We start from the raw sequence: 15758 nt of genomic DNA, 5'->3' as shown, positions 1-15758 counted from the left end.
CCCTGCTCGCGTCGCTTGCCGATGAGTTCGTGGATGTCGGCCGCTGTTGTGGTTGTTGGGGTTATGAGGCGGCTGCTTGGGCGGCGAGCGCTGCTTGCACTTTGGGCAGCGTGTCGATGCCGTCGGCCCAGCCGTGACGGCGTGACCGGGCGAGCCATGCTGCGATGTGGTCGTCGCTCATGGCGCCGCTGCGGCCTTCGAGCCGGTCGAGCACCGCTGTCCAGTCGCGTATCCCTGCGTGGTGGCTGCGCGCCCTGAACGACGCGATGTGCGCTTGGACCTCCGCGATCAGCGCCGGGTCCATCACGTACGCCGCCGGCGGGTCGTCGTCGTCGGACACGGCGGCCGTCGCCGCGGCTGCGGCGCCCACGGTGTAGCCGCCGCCGTCGGCCACCGCAGCGGTGATGGTCCCGTCGGGCTCGTCTGTCGTGTCGCCGACGGTAGCCACGGTCAGCGTCGCCGACGACGAACCGGCGGGGATCGTGACCGTGCGCGTGCCTGCGGTGACGCCGTAATCGCCAGCCGCCGCGATCGTGACCGACACAGCCAAGTCCGCTGCGGGCGCAGGCGACGCTGCCACCGTGAACGTCACCGCGGATCCCTCGGTCGCTCCTGACGCGGACACGACAGTCACCTCAGGCACGACGACAGGCTGGTGCTGCGGCTGCTGCTGTGGCTGGCCGTCGCCGACAGGCTGCTGCTGCTGTGGCTGCTGTTGTTGTTGTGCTGTGTCGTGGGCTTGCTTGGCTTCGATCTCGGCGACTACCTGGTCCCACACCGGGCTGCTGTACCTGCTGGCGTTGCGGCGGGCCTCGGCCAGGCTCAGCGCGCCGCCCGTCACGTCGGCGGGGTCCAGCGCGCCGATCGCGGCGAGCGCCCGCTGCCAGCGGTTCACGTGCGCGAAGCCGTGATGGGTCTGCGACGCCAAGTACTGCACCGCGGAGACGACCTGGGGATCCGCCGCATACGGCACCGGGTCCGCGCCGCCGCTGTCCGCGTCGGGGACGGCCTGCTGCTGGTCGGCCCCGTCCTGGTCGTGGGGGGGTGCTTGCTGGCCGTCGGGCACCGGAACGCCGTCGGACACCGGAACGTTGTCGTCGACGCTGGGAGAGGTCTCCAGGTTCGGCCCGTAGCTGACCGTGACCCGCCGATGCGCCGACGGCTCGCCGTTCGCCCGCTCCAGGCTCATCGAGATGACATAGCTGCCGCTGGAACCGTACAACGCCGGGTCCAGCGTCAAATCGACCCGCAACAGCCTGTCCCAGTGCTCCGGCCTGATATGCATCGCGTACCAGTGCCTGGGCCCCGCGACCTTCGAGTACGACAACGCACCCGCACCCGCCTGATCGGCGCGATGCACCGTCGCGGCCACCGGCGCGTTGTCCCACGACCCGTCCGGGCGGCCGGTGCGCAGCCGGATCCGCAACGTATCCCAGCACAACCCCGCAGAACGGCGCTCGCAGTCAGGCGGCCCGTCGACCCGGAGCCAGAAACGTCCCAGCCCCGAACGGCTCTCGCCCGCACGGCTCAACACGCTGACCTGACTGATCACGGCCCCGTCGGCGCCCACAGCATCGAAGCTCCTCAGATCGTCGTCGACCACCCGCACCGCCATGTTGAAGTCGGACTCCGCCTCAGCCTTGGACTCGCTTCGCCGCAGGATCTTCGACAGCGACCCCGACGTGTCCCAGTTCTCGCTGAACACGTGACGGATGATCCGAGTATCAGACCTCACGTCACTGTCGTGAGCAGCGGTCACCGTCACCGTGCGCGGCTCGTCGTGATCGCGATGCGTCCACGACACCACCGGCGGATCGAACGACAAGCCCTCGCCCGTCGGGGTGATCGTCAACGGCGACCCCGGCGCCGGAACATTGAAATTCCGCACCGTGTAGGAAACCGAGCCGCCCTCATCGACACGCAGGCACTCCCGCTCACGGCACCCGAAACTGAAACGCGGGTCCGGGTCGAACACCGGATCGAGCCCCCGAGAACGCTTCACCACCACCGTGATCGGCGCGAACGCCACCGACGCATCGCTCGACGACAACAACAACTGGAACTTCGCGTCAGGCCCATTAGCGGGCAGCCCATCCGCACCAGAAGCCACACCAGTCACCTCCACCACCCGAAAGCCCTTGTGCAGCACAGGCTCCTCAATAGACGTATAACCCGCCCAGTCCGCAGCAGTGAAATCGAAACCGATCGACCCAGACGGCTCATACCTGTCCTGATCCGACCAACCATAGCTAGGGTCAAAATGTGTACCACGGTTGCCAACCAAGCGACCGCTGCCGGGAATAAGACTGGTCTGCACCTGAACGCCCACGACGCCGTTACGTCCGTTATGGCCATTCACGTACTTGCGGCCCATGAACAACTGATCCGGATGATTCACCCTGACCCGCGACGGATCAGACGACACCACCGTCACCGGCACCCGGCCAGTCACCTCCTTAGCCAAGTCCAGACGCACAGACACCGTCTGGCCCTCACGCACGTTCACCACCGAAGGCGCCGACACCAACAGATCCGACGCCGCATTCGCCGTGCCGTTCACCGCGATCTTCACGATCTCCGTGCGGGGGGCGGACCACGAGCCGCTGCTCACATTGGAGCTACGCGCAAAGCTGCTGTCAGCGATACTGAAGCCGGGCGTCCCGCCCGAGTCCTCGTCGTCCGAAGCCGCGCTGTCGACACGGTTGATGCCCGAAAGACTGCCATGGTTGTCGAGCACAACGAAATACTCGGTGTCCGCCGCGAGGCTGATGCCGCTCCCCGGCGCCGCGAAACGCAGCCTCTGAACACTGCTGAACGGCGAGAAAGCCGGCCACGCCAACGTCCCGACAACACCGCCGGGGCGGCCGTCCGACTCAGCATGCACCGACACCGACAGCTTCGAAGCCGTAGCAGCATCAGTCAACTGAGCAAACTGCACATCGACACTGCCCAACGTGTAACCCAACGCGTTGCCGCCCGTCGAGAACGCCTGCGCAGCATCAAACAAATGCAACTCGTAGTCGTTTCCCTCGCTCTGGCCCAGATTGCTCACCAACACCGGGTCAGGCGTCTGCGCCCCCGCCGACGACAACGGCGCCAACGCCAACAACGCCGGCAACAAAAACGCCGCCAGCAACGCGCGCGGCACGCGGCCGCCGGCCCTCACACGCACCGACCCCCCCCCCCGGAATCGCGCCGCTCACACCGACACCACCAGCAACTCTCGAACCCGACAACCGACCACTCATCCGAACAAGCCTTCCATTCCCCACTGCACCCAGACCGGGCCCAGGCCGCCTACAGATTTTATCCGCCGGCAAGTGTGCACCGCTCCACACCCAAAGTCAACAACGCGTACGGCACCAGCCGCCCCAGCCCCAACATGGGGTCGGCGAGCACGAACGGCGTGCCCGACACCACGAGACGCAGCCGCGCCGCAGGCGTGTGGCTCAGTAGATCTTGGCGTCGGCTCCGCTGGCGGCCTCGGCGACGCCGGACTCTCGGGCGGTGCGCAGGTCGCGGGCCATGCCGCGGCCGAGCGCCATGGCGTCGCCCGACACGGTCTGCATGCGAAAGCCCTTGCCACGACGGTCCGCCGACAGCGACGCCGTCGAATGGATGCCGGCCACCACGCCGTGCGCAGCGCACCGCTCGGCGATGTGCTCAAGTGCCGCCTTGTAATCGGCGTGGTCGTCGGTGTAGCCGGGCCCGTAGCCGTAGCTGATCGACAGATCGGCCGGCCCGACATAGATCGCATCCACGCCCTCGATCGCCAAGATCTCATCGAGCGCCTCGACCGCCTGGCGGGTCTCGATCATGGGAACGCAAGCCGTGGTGGCGTTCGCCACCTCGAAGTAGTTCTCCCCCGCTGCTGCCCGAGCCGCCACGAGCACCGGGCCGAAGCTGCGGGCGCCGAGCGGGGGGTACTTGCACGCCGTCACGGCAGCCTGCGCCTCCTCGACCGAGTTCACCATCGGCACCACCACGCCCCGAGCCCCCGCGTCGAGCACTCGTCCGATGATGCCGGGCTCGTTCCACGGCACCCGCACGATCGGCGTGCCGCCGCTCATCTCGATGGCCTGCATCATCTCCACTGCAGCCTGGTAGTCGGCGACGCCGTGCTGCATGTCCACGCAGACGTAGTCGAAGCCAGCGCGCCCGGCGATCTCGGCTGAATGGCTGGACGCCATCGACAGCCATGTGCCCAAGGTCTCGCCCCCGGACGCCCAGGTGTCCATCATCGTGTTCGGCATGACGCTGTCTCCTCAGGTGTGCTGCGTGCGGGCGCCAACGGTAGGCGCTCGAGCCTCGGTTGCCGTCGGGGAACGAACAACGAATGAGACGGGACGAGTCACGGCCCTCAACGGGGCCGTTTGGTCCGGTGCCCGTCAGCGGCGGCGGCCGAGCGCGCCCGAAACCGTGAGCGCTGATCCGTTGGGCACAGGACAGCGTGGATGGGAACGGCCAGTGTCTCAGGTCTCGAAGATGTCGCGCAGCAGCGTGTTCTCCTGCGTCTCGACCAGCGGTGCGATCTCCTTCACGAACTCCAGCCACTGGGCGTCTTCGAAGAGCGCCTTGCGCTTCTGGGCGCGCTCGTCGAGCGTGTCGTAGCGCCACATGTGGATGATCTCGTTGATGCCGCCGAACTCGGTCGTGTAGTAGCCGACCGGCTCGCCGAGATGCTTGCGCTGTGCCTCGTAGCCCTTCTCGAAGTACTCCTTCACCCAGCGGTCAGGTGCGCCCACCTTCAGCCGGTAGCGCCGCATCTCCACAAAGCTCATGGCTCTCCCCTTCGGTTGCCCTGCTGCTGCCACGTCCACGGGCGACAGACCGAACCGTAGTGCCGATGCGGCGCTCACGCAGATTGCAGAGCACTGCACGACCAAGCTCCGACCGTCGGCCGCGCCGTCAGTTTCATTTCAGGTCGAATCTGGAACAACTGGATTTCCTATTCCACTTCACTGAAATAGGCAGTAACGTTAGTTTTGTTTCGGCCACAAAATGGAATAAAAACGCCAGACCTCGGCACCCCGCTCTGCGGATCGCGGTCTGTCGGCCTCGATTTGCGCACTGCGTTACAATTTCGTGATGTTACAGTGTATTTATATGATTTATGGCTTTACCTGTATAATTACAATGTCGTACGCCTGCCCCAAACCTTGGAGTTCCTGTGAAGGCACCGACCGGCCGCTATGAGACCATCCGCACCGGCGACGAGGAATATCGGGCGTTCGTACCGGACCCGCTGCCGCCACCTGCCGCGCTCATCACCAGCAGAGAACTGAGCGCAGCGACTGAGCGCGCAGCCCTGGCACTGGGACGGCTCGATGGGGCAGCGCACGTATTGCCCAACACCGACCTGCTCTTGTATTCGTGCGTCCGCAAGGAGGCGGTGCTTTCCTCCCAGATTGAGGGCACCCAGTCGACGCTGTCAGATCTGTTGCGCCACGAACTCGGCGCGGCGCCAGCCGTGCCCTTAGACGACATTGCCGAGACATCCAACTACGTCGCAGCCGTGAACATGGCATTCGAGCAGATCGCGAGTCCTACGGGTTTGCCGCTGTGCAACCGTCTGCTGCGCGACGCCCACGCCATCGTGCTGCGGAGCGGACGCGGCGCGGAGAAGCTGCCGGGAGAGTTCCGTACATCGCAGAACTGGATTGGCGGCTCACGTCCAGGCACCGCGCGATTCGTGCCACCGCCGCCGCACCTTCTCGGCGAATCGATGTCACACCTCGAGTCATTCCTGCACGACAGCGCTGATGGGTTTCCTGCGCTGGTTCGCTCGGGACTCGCTCACGTGCAGTTCGAGACCATCCATCCCTTCCTCGACGGCAACGGACGCGTGGGACGCATGCTCATCGTGTTGGCGCTGCACAACGCAGAGGTTCTGCGCACGCCGCTGCTCTACGTCAGCTTGCACTTCAAGCGAAATCGTCATGAGTACTACGAGCTTCTTGATCGAGTTCGGCAGCGCGGCGACTGGGAGCAGTGGCTGCTGTTCTTCATGGATGCAGTCACCGTGGCAGCAGATGACGCCACGAACGCATCACGGCGACTGCGAGCCGCATTCGATGCCGACCGCGCCCGCCTCCACGACCTCGGTCGGGTCAGCGGTTCAACAGCCCGCGTCCACGATGCCCTCACGGCGCGGCCGGTGCTGGACATTGCCACCGCAGCTGAACTCGCCGGCTTCGCCGTCACGACCGCGACGCACGCTCTCGAACGTCTGTGCGGCATGGGAATCGCTCACGAACTGACCGGTCAGCGACGCAACCGGCTCTTTGCATACACCGAGTATCTGGACATTCTTGGCGAGGGGACTGAACCGTTGTAGGTCGGGAGCCGGCGGCCCGAAGGGGTGGGTGGGCGGCGAAGGGATTGCCGGGGTTTGCCGGGCCGCCTTGCCGGGCGCTCAGCCTCGGAGGTCGCGGACTCGCTGGGCCTTGCCTTGCGAGCGCGGAATGCCGTCGGGCTCGACCGTGCGAACCTCCACGGCGATGCCGATGCGCTGGCGAACGGTGCCGGCGAACTCCTGGGCAATCGTCTCGTGATCGCCGGCATCGGGTCTCGGCTCGAGCACTGCCGTGATGCCCTCCATGCGCCCCCGCTCATGCACCTCGAGGAAGAAGTGCCCGGTGAGCCGCGGATCGGCCGACACCAGTTCTTCGAACTGGCTCGGAAACACGTTGACGCCGCGGATGATGAGCATGTCATCGCTGCGTGCGGCGACGCGGCCCATGCGTCGCATCGAACGTGCTGTCCCTGGCTGCAGCGAGCAGATGTCGCGGGTGCGGTACCGGATGACCGGCATCGCCTCCTTGGTGAGCGACGTGAACACCAGCTCGCCCGTCTCGCCCTCGGGCAGCACCTCGCCCGAATCGGGGTCGATGATCTCGGGGTAGAAGTGGTCTTCCCAGATCGTCGGCCCGTCCTTGGTCTCGACGCATTCGTTCGCCACGCCGCCGCCGATGACCTCGGAGAGGCCGTAGATGTCCACGGCATCGATCCCGAACGCCTCCTCCAGCTCTGCCCGCATGGCCTCCGACCACGGCTCGGCCCCGAAGATCCCCACTCGCAGCGATGTCGATGTCGGGTCGATGCCCTGGTTGCGGAACTCGTCGGCGATCACCAGCGCATACGACGGCGTCGCGCACAGCACATCGGCGTCGAAGTCCACCAGCAGTTGCACTTGACGGGCGGTCTGGCCGACCGATGCGGGAACCACCGTGCAGCCGAACTGCTCAGCGCCATAGTGCGCGCCCAGCCCGCCGGTGAACAGGCCGTAGCCGTAGGCGACATGGACGACATCGCCGGGCCGCGCACCAGCCGCCGTCAACGAACGTTGGAAGACGTGGGACCACATGTCGAGGTCGGCCTGGGTGTAGCCCACGACCGTCGGCTTGCCGGTGGTGCCCGACGAGGCATGCACCCGCAGCACCTGTTCGCGGGGCACGGCGAACATCCCGAAGGGATAGTTGTCGCGCAGCTCCTTCTTCGACGTGAACGGGAACCGCTGCAAGTCCTTGAGACAGTGAAGATCTGATGGATGCACGCCCGCTTGGTCGAACAGCTGCTGGTACGCGGGCACATGCGCGTAGGCATGCGCCAGGCTCCACTTCAGCCGCTCGAGCTGGAGGGCTCGAATTTCGCGGATCGGGGCGTTCTCGATGGGATGAAGCCCCCGCCCCTCAACGGGTTCGAACTTGGGCATATGGCGGTTCCTTCCGCGATCGGGCGATGCCGGGTTGACTCAGTCGACACGCTGGGCGGTTGCTGAGCCGGTCTGCTGCTGAACCAGTCAGCTATCGAGCCGGTCAGTTTCATAGTGTTGCAGTCTGCGCGGTCACTCCCCCAGAGCACTGCGCGTCGAAGGGACTCCCGAATCCGATGACCGACTTCCGCTTCACCATTCTCGTGGTGCCTTACATGCGCCGCCGGGGCGAGCAGATCGGCCTCGCTGGTTCGATGCCCGAGCGCTGGCAGACCCTGATGGATCACATACGAACACAGATGCAGTTCGCCGAGTCGGTGGGCTACGACGGCTTCGCCATGACCGAGCAGCACCTGCAGGTCGAGGGCATCGAGACCACCACCAACCCGCTGTTCTGGGACTACTTCGTGGCCCAGCACACCGAGCGGATGCGGGTTGGCCAGCTCGGGATGAACCTCACCGCCGTGAACCCGATCCAGCTCGCTGAGAACATCGCCATGCTCGACCACTTCACCGGCGGGCGGACCTTCGTGGGGTTCTCACGGGGCAACACGCCGCGCTGGACGGGCACGTTCGGCCAGCACCTGGGCATCACCTCCACCGAGTCCGACAAGTCGGACGCCGACCAGCGCAACCGCCGGGCGCTGTATGAGAACTGGCACCTGGTGAAGTCGCTGTGGACCCAGGACAAGGTGTCGATCCAGGGCGAGTTCTGGCAGGCACCTCCGGAGATGGAATGGCACTTCCCGCCCACTGACGACTTCGACCCGACTGCCGTCGACGAGAACAAGACACTGCGCGAGATCGGCATCGTGCCCCGGCCCCTGCAGCAGCCGCACCCGCCGGTGTACGCGCCGTTCAGCTACAGCATGGAGACGTCGAAGTTCTGGGCGCGCGAGGGCGGCAAGATGGTCAGCTTCGTCGCCCCCGAGCGGCAGAGCTTCATCGGCACCGCGCTCGATATCTATCTCGAAGAGGCGCACAGCTCAGGCCGTGACACCACGGCGGCCGATGCGCTGGCGATCGGCGGCCACCTCACGATGGGCCGAACGCCGGCCGAGGCCGCCGACCTGTACGACGGTTTCGAGGAGCTCTTCAACTGGGCATACAACGCGCCCCCCTACGTGGTGCCGATGGGGCGTGTGTGGCGAGGCAGCCGGGAGGAGGAACTCGACCACGTCGCCTCATTGCACGAGGAGTTCGGCGTCACCGAGTTCTTCTTATGGCATCACGTCGGCTACTTCACCCAGGACCAAGAGCTGGCCATGCTCAACGAGTTCGCCGAGGGCGTGATCGCCCCCCTGCGAGCCGGCTCCTGAAACGGGCTTCCCTCCAGTGACGGCACCCGCCTCGTCAGGCTCGCCCAACGGGGTCGCCGCACTCGACCGCCGCCGTCGGGTGGTGGCCGTGGCCATGGCGTTCAAGATTGCGCTGGCACTGTGCTTCGTCGTGGCGATCGCGATCCCGCTCGACCACCTCGAAGGCAAGGGGATGGCCTTCCGCTTCCCGCTGTTCATGCTCTCAGCGGTGGTGGTGCCGCTGGCGTGGGGGGTGCGTGGGCGGTTCCGGCCCTACCCCGCAACGGCCGACATGCTGATCGTGGCCCCGTTCCTGATCGACACGCTCGGCAACCTGGCGTACGTCTATGACACGTTCGACGCCACCGACGACGTGCTCCACACGCTCAACTGGATCCTGCTCGTCGGTGCATTCCACGCGTGGCGCTACCGCCGCGGCGGGGCCGCGGCCCGCCTGTCCCGCGGAGACGCCTGGCTGCTCGGTGCCGGCCTGGGAGCGCTGGCCATCGTGGGCTGGGAAGCGGCCGAGTGGATCGTGGCCGAAACCGGCGCCGGCGGCGGACTCGATCTCACCTACGACGACACCGTCGCCGACCTCGTCCTGTCGACCAGCGGCGGCATGATCGGCTCCGCCCTCGCAGTCACCCTCTTCCCATCCTTGCCGGATCAGACGGTTAATTGAAAAGGCATAAAATAAATTGAAAAATATTTTCAAGCTATATAGAAACCACGGGTGTTCACGTCCACGAAGACCCGCTGGCGACTGGCAGAGCGGGCACCAACCTCCCGGTAGGGTGAGGTGGATCCCTTCATTCGGCCCAGCGCGCGCAAGCACGGCGTCAGCGACGACGACATCCTCCACGCCTATCGAAATGCATTCGACGCATACGAGTCCGACGACATGGTCATGATCGTCGGCGGAGACCGCTCAGGGCGACCATTGGAACTCACTGTTCGCTTTCGCGGATCGACGCCCGAGATCTTCCACGCCATGCCGGCACGCCCGAGGTTCATGCGGCGCAAATGGAACGGCGCACCATGACCGAGCCAACCATTGACGAACTCATAGAACGCGGCGACTGGGACGAAGTCGGTCGACGGTGTGAGAATTTCGACTTCGATCAGGCCATCCGCCACCCAATCTCCGACTGGTGGCTCCGCTGCGCCGCAAACGACCCCAAGAGCCCAGGCGAGCTGATTCACGCCAAGGTGACAGCAGCTCGCGTTGACGGCGTCTCGTGGCAGCGCATCGGCGAGTTGCTTGGCCTGCCGGAAGCAGAAGCCCAACAGCGCTACGACACACCTGCCGAACCTTCCTGACAGCTCTGAGCCATGCAGCGATTGTCCGTTCGCCGAGACTCGACATGGTCACGGCTGGCGTGCAGTGCCCCACGCGGACACCCAGCGCGCAGATCCGTCAGAGCGAACCGAGGCGGTCTATGGCTGCGTCGAGGACGTCGTGCTGCTTGCAGAAGGCAAAGCGGACGAGGTAGCGGCCCTCATCGACGTTGTCGTACATGACCACGTTGGGCACTGCGGCCACGCCGATCCGCTCAGGCAAGTTCCAGCAGAATTCGATGCCGTCGTCGTGGCCGATCGAGCGGATGTCGGCGGTGATGAAATAGGTCCCCGACGGCTCGAAGACTTCCAGGCCGGTCGATCGCAGTCCCGCCGACAGCCGATCCCGCTTGGCGCGCAGGTCCTCGGCCTGAGTTGTGAAGTAGTCGTCGCCGAGGTCCAGCCCGGCCGCGATCGCGTGCTGGAACGGACCGCCGCTGACGTAGGTCAGCCATTGCTTGGCCGTGCGCACCGCCGCCACCAGCTCTGGTCGTGCGCACACCCAGCCGATCTTCCAGCCGGTCACGGCGAAGGTCTTGCCGCCGCTCGAGATGGTGACCGTGCGGTCAGCCATGCCCGGCAGCGTCGCGATGGGGATGTGCTCACCGTCGAATACCAGGTGCTCATATACCTCGTCGGTGACCACGATGAGGTCCCGCTCGATGGCCACTTCCGCAATGGCCTCGAGCTCCGCCCGGGCGAATACCTTGCCGGTCGGGTTGTGCGGGCTGTTGAGCACCAGCAGCCGGGTGCGCGGCGTCACTGCCGCCGCCAGCTCGTCAGGGTCGAATCCGTAATCGGGCGGTCGCAAGGTCACCACCTTGCGCACTGCTCCGGCCATGGAGATCACGGCGCCGTACAGGTCGTACCAGGGCTCGAAGGTGAGCACGTCGTCACCCACCTCGGTCAACGCCAGGATGCTCGCCGCCAGCGCCTCGCTCGCACCGGCCGTGATGAGCACCTCGCTGTCGGGGTCGACGTCCATGCCCCAGAAGCGCTTCTGATGCCGGGCCACCGCATGGCGCAGCTCACCAATGCCGATGCCCGGCGGGTACTGGTTCGCAGTGGCGCTGCGGATCGCTGCGACCGCCGCTTCGAGCACTTCGGTCGGCCCGTCGGTGTCGGGGAAGCCCTGTCCCAGGTTGATGGCGCCGGTCCGCACCGCCAGCGCCGACATCTCCGCGAAAATCGTCGACTGATAGCCCTGCAAACGCGAGTTCAGGTACGGCAGCCGTGCCACGAGCCAGAGGGTACGACGCGTTCGTCGGGTCCTCTCAGCGCAGCGTGCATGCCGCTGCGCGCCACGAAGGCTGAGACCGTCGAACCCGGCCGACGTCCTACTGGTACGAGACGAACAGCGGCGACGGGGTCAGGGCCAGCACCTGTTCCGCTGTCGGAGTCGGAAAATCTTCGTCGTAGAAGTTCTTCCAGCCCCAATAGAAGCGATGGGCGTCCGGCTCGCCGGTCAACGCCGCCCATGTGCTGTATTTGGTGGCGATCGGGCCTTGCCCGTCCATGTGGACCAGCACGGCCAGCTCCGCGGGGGTCTCGACCAGATCACGGTTGGTGATCATCGAAAAGCGGAACTGGTGCAGGATCAGCAGCTTCTGGGGCAGCGCCTCCTCGCGTACGAGCCCGGCCAGCCACCGCACGACCTGATTGATCTCGGCGGCGTCGACCGTGCCGACCTGGCGCAGATGCACCTGGTCGGGCCGCAGTCGCCACTCGGGGTCGATCGCCAACCCGACATGGGGCAGCCGTAGGAACTCCGCATACAGCTTGGCCTGCGTGAGGAAATCGGTCCGTCCCGACTGCAAGTCCAGCACGACGTACATGTCGTTGGCCGCAGCCTCCTCGATCCACGGCCTGATGTCGTCGAGGGCAGTCTCATTGGAGTAGTCGCCGTCTCGGCCGGCCCTGGCTGAGGCGACGGTGGCGATGATCTCGAACGCGAGCACCACCTCGGAACCGTCAGCCTCGTAGCCCTGCGCGATGGACGCCAAGCGCGCTACCCCCTGCGATGGGTCCTGCTCCCCCAGCACACCAAGCTGCGACGTCGATGGGTGGCCGTACATGGCAACCAGACGGCGGGCGCGGCCCGGCTCGTACATGAGCAGGCCACCGCCAGGCACCTCGTCACCCCGACGGACGACTTCGAGTTGCCACGCTGCATCCGGGCCGAAATCCGCATGCATCTCCACGTGCGCAGCGTCGCGGAGCATCCCTCGCTCCTCCGCTGGCATGGCTCGCAAGTCGTCACCCACCGCCACGCTCACCGCGGCCGCGTCGATCTGTCTCACGACGGCATCGAGCACCGCAGCCTGCTCGGCGCTGCCGAAGATCCACACACGCTGAGGGGGGGTGTCCTGGGGCGGTAGCACCGCGGTCGGATTGACGGGCACCCACTCGACTTCGGCACCGGCGAGACCGAGACCGGCGAGACGTTGCCTGATGCGTTGGCGGTTGAAGCCAGCTGCCACGATCCGCTCCGGGGCCAGGCGCCGCAGCTCGGTCATCGGTTCGGGCGCCGTCCACGACTCGACCAGCAGCAGGGGGCCGCGAACCCCGCGTGCGGCCAGCGTGCGGATGGCCTCGGAATCGTCGGCGAACGCCAGTCCGACCTCGTCGGCGCAGCCGTAGAGCGCGCTCGAAATCCGGACGCTCGCGAGCACGGCGGCGTCGATGTCGATCACGAGGTCGTCGGGCGCGGCCCGCGGCGAGCAGTCGCGCACCGTCACGGCAGGCTCGTCCGATGCGGAAGAGTCCGCCGCCTCCGATTCCGTCGTCTCGGCGGCGCTGGCGGTGTCGACTGAGACTCCTGCTACCGGCTCGGGGCCGTCTTGGGTCTGCCAACGACTGGGGATGCAGGCGCACGCGAAGGCGGCCACGACGAGCGCCAGCACAGCTCCGATCTTGGCGGGTCGAAGCGTCGACGACCCTGCGGTGGGTCCGCGAACGTCTGGGCGGGTCGGTGCGTGCAAGGGCGTCGTGACTCAGCTGCGACGTCGCGGCGCGAGAGCGTCGGTGAACGCCCGCAAGGCGCCGGCGGACGAGAATTTCGTCACGGCAGGCGAAACTAGTGAGCGGGGCGGCAATACTGGCGGACATGCCGACACCGCAACTGAACCCCCACGTCCCCGCCCGTTACGACACCGCCGGGGTCGACCTGGCTTCAGTGGACGGCGTGCTGTCCACCACGCGTTCGGTGCGGCTGCGGCTGGACCTCGAACGCGAGGTGCCCCATGACGTCGTGCTCGACTGCATCGACGTCGCCGAGCAGGGGCCCGGAGGCGGCAACCAGGCCAGCCGGCGCTGGCTGCTGATCCGCGACCCCGCCCAACGGCAGGCCATCGGCGACATGTACAACTCGATCGTCGGCAGCTTCATGCAGCGCGGCCGAGACGCCACTGCGGGCACGGGCCATCCGATGGAACAGGTGATGAAGTCGGCGTTCCACCTCGCGGAACACCTTGCCGAGGTGCCGGTCATCGTCATCCCCTGCGTGTGGGGCGTCCACGACAACAGCGGCAAACCGGGCCTGTTCGACTCGGTCCTGCAGTCAGCGTGGAGCTTCTGCCTCGCTGCTCGCGCCCGGGGCCTCGCCACCGCGTGGACCACAGCAATTCTCAACAAGGAAGCCGAACTGCGCGACACACTCGGCATCCCTGAAGGTGTCACGCCGGTCGCGCTGCTGCCGCTGGCGTATGCGACGGGCACCGAGTTCGGCGCGGTGCCGCGGCGGCGCGCCAACGAGATTGCCTACGTGGACAACTGGGGGCGCACCTGGGAGGCACGGGGCGACGAAACAGCCGCCCGCACGCTCGGCGAGGGTCCAGGCGCCACCGTGGAGGTCGACATCGACGCGCCCGCCGAACGCGTGTGGGAGATCGTGAGCGACATCAACGCGGGCGCCGATTTCTCCGAGGAGTTCGTGCGTGCCGAGTGGGCCCCCGGCTACGACGGTCCGGCCGTCGGCGCCAAGTTCATCGGCCACAACCAGCATCCAGCCATCGGCGAATGGAACATCGATCTCACCGTCACCGAGTACGAGCCCGGCGTGCTGTTCGGCTGGGCAACCGGCGAGACCGAAGACGTCGCCGGTGCCCGGTGGCGCTACGAAATCGACGTGCTGCATGGCCAGCGCTGCCGGCTGCGTCACACCGTGCGCATCGGCCCCGGGCCCTCGGGCCTCAGCGCAGCCATCGAGGCGATGCCCGACAAGGAGCCTCGCATCCTGTCCCGTCGCCAGAGCGAGCACATGGCAAACATGGCGCGCTGCGTCGAGGGCATCAAGACGCTCGCAGAAAGCAGCGTTTGAGCACAGAGGCTGAGCCGATAGGCGAAGCCGTGGCCCGAGCGGCCCGTGAGCGCAGCGAACAAGAGCGGGAACGAACGAGTGCCGCAGCGAGAGGGTTCCACTGTCGGTCGCTGGGCCCCGAGCCCGACCGGCGATCTGCACTTGGGGAACCTGCGCACCGCACTGCTGGCATGGCTGTTCGCCCGCTCTGCAAGCGGACGATTCCTGTGGCGCTTCGAAGACCTCGACGGTGCCGTGCGACCCCAGTTCTACGACTCCCAGCTGCGCGACATGGCGGCATTGGGGCTCGATTGGGACGGCGAGCCAATCCGCCAGAGCGACCGCGCGAACCTGTACCGCGACGCCATCGCAGACCTGCGCCGACGCGAGCTCACCTACGAGTGCTACTGCTCACGTCGTGAGATTGCCGAAGCGGCGGCAGCTCCCCATGGACCGTCGCCCGAAGGCGCCTACCCCGGAACCTGCCGGCGTCTTGCGCACGGTGATCGAGAACGGCGTCGCCGCGACGGCCGCCCGCCCGCCTTGCGCTTGCGCGTCGACACAACCGAGGCCGGCGGACCAGATGGCGCAAGCACGCGCCGGGAACACGCCGAGTTGACCGTCACCGACCGCCAGATCGGCAGCTACACCAGCGTCGTCGACGATTTCGTGCTCCAGCGCGCCGACGGCACCCCCGCCTACAACCTCGCTGTTGTCGTCGACGATGCTGCCCAAGGCGTTACCGAGGTCGTGCGAGGCGATGATCTGCTGCAATCCACTCCCCGCCAGGTGCACCTCGCGCGGCTGCTCGGCGTCGAACCGCCCACATATGCCCACGTCCCCCTGGTGCTCGGCCCGCAAGGTCGCCGCCTCGCCAAGCGCGACGGCGCGGTGACGCTGACCGACCGGCTAGCGCTTGGCGAGACTCCGATCGAGGTTCTCAACCTGCTGCTGTCAAGCCTCGAACTCGAACCCGTGTCCTCAGCAGCCGACTTGCCGGCCGTCGCGGAGGCCTTCGATCCTGTGGCACTGCCAAGAGAGCCGTGGATCTGCACGCCTCCCGCAGGCCCAAGCCTGAGCGGCACCGCTGATTGAGTTCGCAGCAGCGGCT

The 15758-nt window shown here is 66.6% G+C and carries 13 protein-coding genes; 7 read left to right on the top strand and 6 right to left on the bottom strand.

Annotated elements, in window-relative coordinates:
* Window positions 1-61: 61 nt before the first annotated feature.
* The 3 genes from ACOGJB_RS15575 to ACOGJB_RS15565 all read right to left on the bottom strand — a co-directional run bounded on the left by ACOGJB_RS15575 (window position 62) and on the right by ACOGJB_RS15565 (window position 4781).
* Window positions 62-3166, bottom strand: coding sequence for a choice-of-anchor R domain-containing protein (locus ACOGJB_RS15575; protein ID WP_419838007.1), 3105 nt, complete (start codon window positions 3164-3166; stop codon window positions 62-64).
* 283 nt (window positions 3167-3449) lie between these two features.
* Window positions 3450-4253 (bottom strand): HpcH/HpaI aldolase family protein, encoded by an 804-nt coding sequence (locus ACOGJB_RS15570; RefSeq protein ID WP_419838006.1) that lies wholly within the window; start codon window positions 4251-4253, stop codon window positions 3450-3452.
* Between the two features lie 219 nt (window positions 4254-4472).
* Window positions 4473-4781, bottom strand: a complete 309-nt coding sequence (locus ACOGJB_RS15565) for an NIPSNAP family protein (protein WP_419838005.1) — start codon at window positions 4779-4781, stop codon at window positions 4473-4475.
* Between the two features lie 389 nt (window positions 4782-5170).
* Here ACOGJB_RS15565 and ACOGJB_RS15560 point away from each other — a divergent pair, with 389 nt between their 5' ends.
* Window positions 5171-6337 carry a Fic family protein gene (locus tag ACOGJB_RS15560; protein ID WP_419838004.1) on the top strand — a complete coding sequence of 389 codons (1167 nt, stop codon included), beginning with the start codon at window positions 5171-5173 and terminating at the stop codon, window positions 6335-6337.
* A gap of 78 nt (window positions 6338-6415) precedes the next feature.
* On the opposite strand, the gene paaK is transcribed toward ACOGJB_RS15560, so the two are convergent.
* On the bottom strand, window positions 6416-7714 hold the full coding sequence (paaK, locus tag ACOGJB_RS15555; protein ID WP_419838003.1) for a phenylacetate--CoA ligase PaaK: 1299 nt from the start codon (window positions 7712-7714) through the stop codon (window positions 6416-6418).
* 176 nt (window positions 7715-7890) lie between these two features.
* Here paaK and ACOGJB_RS15550 point away from each other — a divergent pair, with 176 nt between their 5' ends.
* The 4 genes from ACOGJB_RS15550 to ACOGJB_RS15535 all read left to right on the top strand — a co-directional run bounded on the left by ACOGJB_RS15550 (window position 7891) and on the right by ACOGJB_RS15535 (window position 10332).
* A complete protein-coding gene (locus ACOGJB_RS15550; protein WP_419838002.1) occupies window positions 7891-9033 on the top strand; it encodes an LLM class flavin-dependent oxidoreductase in 1143 nt (380 codons plus the stop codon).
* A gap of 16 nt (window positions 9034-9049) precedes the next feature.
* Entirely contained in the window at window positions 9050-9694 is a 645-nt protein-coding gene (locus tag ACOGJB_RS15545; RefSeq protein ID WP_419838001.1) for a hypothetical protein, read from the top strand.
* Between the two features lie 117 nt (window positions 9695-9811).
* The gene (locus tag ACOGJB_RS15540; protein WP_419838000.1) at window positions 9812-10054 is read left to right on the top strand and encodes a hypothetical protein; all 243 of its coding nucleotides are present in this window, start codon (window positions 9812-9814) and stop codon (window positions 10052-10054) included.
* Window positions 10051-10332: a hypothetical protein gene (locus ACOGJB_RS15535; RefSeq protein ID WP_419837999.1), complete on the top strand. Its 282-nt coding sequence runs from the start codon at window positions 10051-10053 to the stop codon at window positions 10330-10332. Before ACOGJB_RS15540 ends, ACOGJB_RS15535 begins: the two co-directional genes overlap by 4 nt.
* Before the next feature lie 97 nt (window positions 10333-10429).
* Here ACOGJB_RS15535 and ACOGJB_RS15530 read toward each other — a convergent pair whose 3' ends face one another.
* The gene (locus tag ACOGJB_RS15530; protein WP_419837998.1) at window positions 10430-11590 is read right to left on the bottom strand and encodes a pyridoxal phosphate-dependent aminotransferase; all 1161 of its coding nucleotides are present in this window, start codon (window positions 11588-11590) and stop codon (window positions 10430-10432) included.
* A gap of 97 nt (window positions 11591-11687) precedes the next feature.
* A complete protein-coding gene (locus ACOGJB_RS15525; RefSeq protein ID WP_419837997.1) occupies window positions 11688-13253 on the bottom strand; it encodes a hypothetical protein in 1566 nt (521 codons plus the stop codon).
* A gap of 203 nt (window positions 13254-13456) precedes the next feature.
* On the opposite strand from ACOGJB_RS15525, the gene ACOGJB_RS15520 reads away from it, so the two are divergent.
* Window positions 13457-14668, top strand: a complete 1212-nt coding sequence (locus tag ACOGJB_RS15520) for a nitroreductase family protein (protein ID WP_419837996.1) — start codon at window positions 13457-13459, stop codon at window positions 14666-14668.
* A gap of 45 nt (window positions 14669-14713) precedes the next feature.
* Window positions 14714-15742, top strand: a complete 1029-nt coding sequence (gluQRS, locus tag ACOGJB_RS15515; RefSeq protein WP_419837995.1) for a tRNA glutamyl-Q(34) synthetase GluQRS — start codon at window positions 14714-14716, stop codon at window positions 15740-15742.
* Window positions 15743-15758 lie beyond the last annotated feature (16 nt).

The organism is Candidatus Poriferisodalis sp. (assembly GCF_965208895.1).
GTDB lineage: Bacteria > Actinomycetota > Acidimicrobiia > Acidimicrobiales > Poriferisodalaceae > Poriferisodalis.
This window is presented reverse-complemented; position numbering and strand designations above follow the sequence as displayed.

Excerpts from the sequence above, each read along its gene's own strand:
- ACOGJB_RS15535 (WP_419837999.1), top strand. The coding sequence starts at position 10,051 with ATGACCGAGCCAACCATTGACGAACTCATAGAACGCGGCGACTGGGAC.
- ACOGJB_RS15550 (WP_419838002.1), top strand. The coding sequence starts at position 7,891 with ATGACCGACTTCCGCTTCACCATTCTCGTGGTGCCTTACATGCGCCGC.
- ACOGJB_RS15570 (WP_419838006.1), bottom strand. The coding sequence starts at position 4,253 with ATGCCGAACACGATGATGGACACCTGGGCGTCCGGGGGCGAGACCTTG.
- ACOGJB_RS15520 (WP_419837996.1), top strand. The coding sequence starts at position 13,457 with ATGCCGACACCGCAACTGAACCCCCACGTCCCCGCCCGTTACGACACC.
- ACOGJB_RS15565 (WP_419838005.1), bottom strand. The coding sequence starts at position 4,781 with ATGAGCTTTGTGGAGATGCGGCGCTACCGGCTGAAGGTGGGCGCACCT.
- paaK (WP_419838003.1), bottom strand. The coding sequence starts at position 7,714 with ATGCCCAAGTTCGAACCCGTTGAGGGGCGGGGGCTTCATCCCATCGAG.